Source organism: Ruminococcus sp. OM04-4AA, assembly GCF_003462585.1.
Taxonomy (GTDB): Bacteria; Bacillota; Clostridia; order Lachnospirales; family Lachnospiraceae; genus Mediterraneibacter; species Mediterraneibacter faecis.
This window is the reverse complement of the sequence record NZ_QTZH01000130.1, coordinates 1-2,043: the sequence shown is the minus strand read 5'-3', so window position 1 is coordinate 2,043 and position 2,043 is coordinate 1. Positions and strand designations below refer to the sequence as shown.

1 protein-coding gene is annotated in these 2,043 nt (G+C 34.9%); it reads left to right on the top strand.

Annotated features, from left to right (window positions below; genetic code table 11):
- Nucleotides 1-357: 357 nt before the first annotated feature.
- Complete coding sequence (locus DXB52_RS15590; RefSeq protein ID WP_118108029.1) at nucleotides 358-1,929, top strand: Na+/H+ antiporter NhaC family protein; 1,572 nt, start codon at nucleotides 358-360, stop codon at nucleotides 1,927-1,929.
- Nucleotides 1,930-2,043 lie beyond the last annotated feature (114 nt).

Genomic DNA, 2,043 nt, shown 5'->3' with positions numbered 1-2,043 from the left:
TCGCGGTATAATTCACTCATCTAGTACATATACATATTTTATTTTTTTAATACAAATTATATAATTCACTCATCTAGTACATATACATATTTTATTTTTTTAATACAAATTATGTTATTCCACTTATTTGCGTAGCTACAGACCTTGGAGAGGGTCTATAAACACTACTACTTTATAATATAAGGAGGTCTATCTTATGAGAACACGTGTTAACTACTTCACGGAAAATTCTGTGCGAATTCCTAAAACGGAATTCTCCATGTTAGGTAATGAAATTTTTCTCCTTACCTAATCGTGGCAATTCTTTTAATTCTATTTTTTACTATTAAAAAACAAACAGATAAGGAGATTTTTATTATGGATGCTGTATATGTTGGGTGGTTGTCTATTCTTCCGCCTATGATTGCTATTATTCTTGCATTAATCACAAAAGAGGTTCTATTTTCACTTATAGCAGGTGTTTTATCTGGAACCATTATTTACTCTATCGCTTCTGGTATGAATCCGATTGTTGGTCCCGTTTCTACTGTATTTGACGTTATGATACAAAAAGCTGATATGAATATTATCATTTTCTGTTTTTTGTTGGGCGGATTAGTTTATCTAATCAATGCTTCTGGAGGAGCTCAAGCTTATGGAAAATGGGCATCAAAAATCATTCGTACAAAACGTTCCTCTCTATTACTTACTAGTTTGCTTGGTTGTTTGATTTTTTTAGACGATTATTTCAATTGCTTGACAGTAGGAACAGTTATGAAACCTATAACTGACAGACATCATGTCAGCCGTGCAAAACTTGCTTACATTATTGATGCAACAGCTGCACCCATCTGTATCATCGCACCTATATCAAGTTGGGCAGCTGCTGTCGGTAGTTATCTTAAAAATACAGGTGCTTTTGACTCTGAATTTAAAGCCTTTATTACGGCTATTCCATACAATTTTTACGCCATTCTTAGCCTTCTTATGGTTTTTCTCCTCTGTGTCTTTTCCTTGGATTTTGGTCCTATGGCAAAACATGAGGTATTAGCTGAAAGAGGTTTCCTCGGCGGACTTGATGAACAAAAAGATTCATTGGCACAGCCAAAATCTGGACGTGTCGCTGATATGATTGTTCCAATTCTTGTACTCATTGTAACTGCAATCCTTGGCATGCTTTACAATGGTGGCTACTGGAGCAATGATCCTTCACTTCACACTATCACCGCTGCTCTAGGAAACTGTGTTGCAGCTCAAGCCCTTGTTTGGGGAAGTTTTGCTGGAATTATTACTGCACTTTTTATGTATATACCGAGAAAAATCATGACATTTAAAGAATTCATGGATAACTTTACAAAAGGCATGCAACAAATGATTACTTCCGGTTGTATACTTATGCTAGCATGGACAATCGGTGGTGTATGTCGCGATTTACTTAGTACACCTGTTTTTGTAAAAACTTTTATAGAAACTACCGGACTTCCAGGTGCTTTGCTTCCTGCACTTGTATTTATACTTGCTGCATTCTTAAGTTTTTCCACCGGAACTTCATGGGGAACTTTTGGTATTTTAATTCCTATTATAATCCCTGTTGCTCAATCAATTTGTCCTGAATTGCTACTTTCTTCTCTTGCTGCAACGTTAGCTGGAAGTGTTTTTGGAGATCATTGTTCTCCAATATCTGATACAACTATTCTCTCTAGTGCGGGTGCTGGTGTAAACCACCTTACCCATGTTTCAACACAGATGATTTACGCTCTAACAGTCGCTGGATGTAGTTTAATCGGATATTTAATTATTGGTATTACAAATGGAAACCTACTACTTTCACTTGGAACGTCCATTTTCATTCTGTGTATTTTTACTTTCATCATGCATCGTCGTTCCAAAACAATATTAAACAAAAAAGATATTTGTTCAACACAACAAGACCCAATGTTATCACTCTAACATAAAGAGAAGTATACATTATCGTTACGTACATCCTTTGTTTTTAGTTTTTATATTCTCTAAACAAATTTTTATTTTAATATGTACTAAATAATGAAATATGACCATTGACAT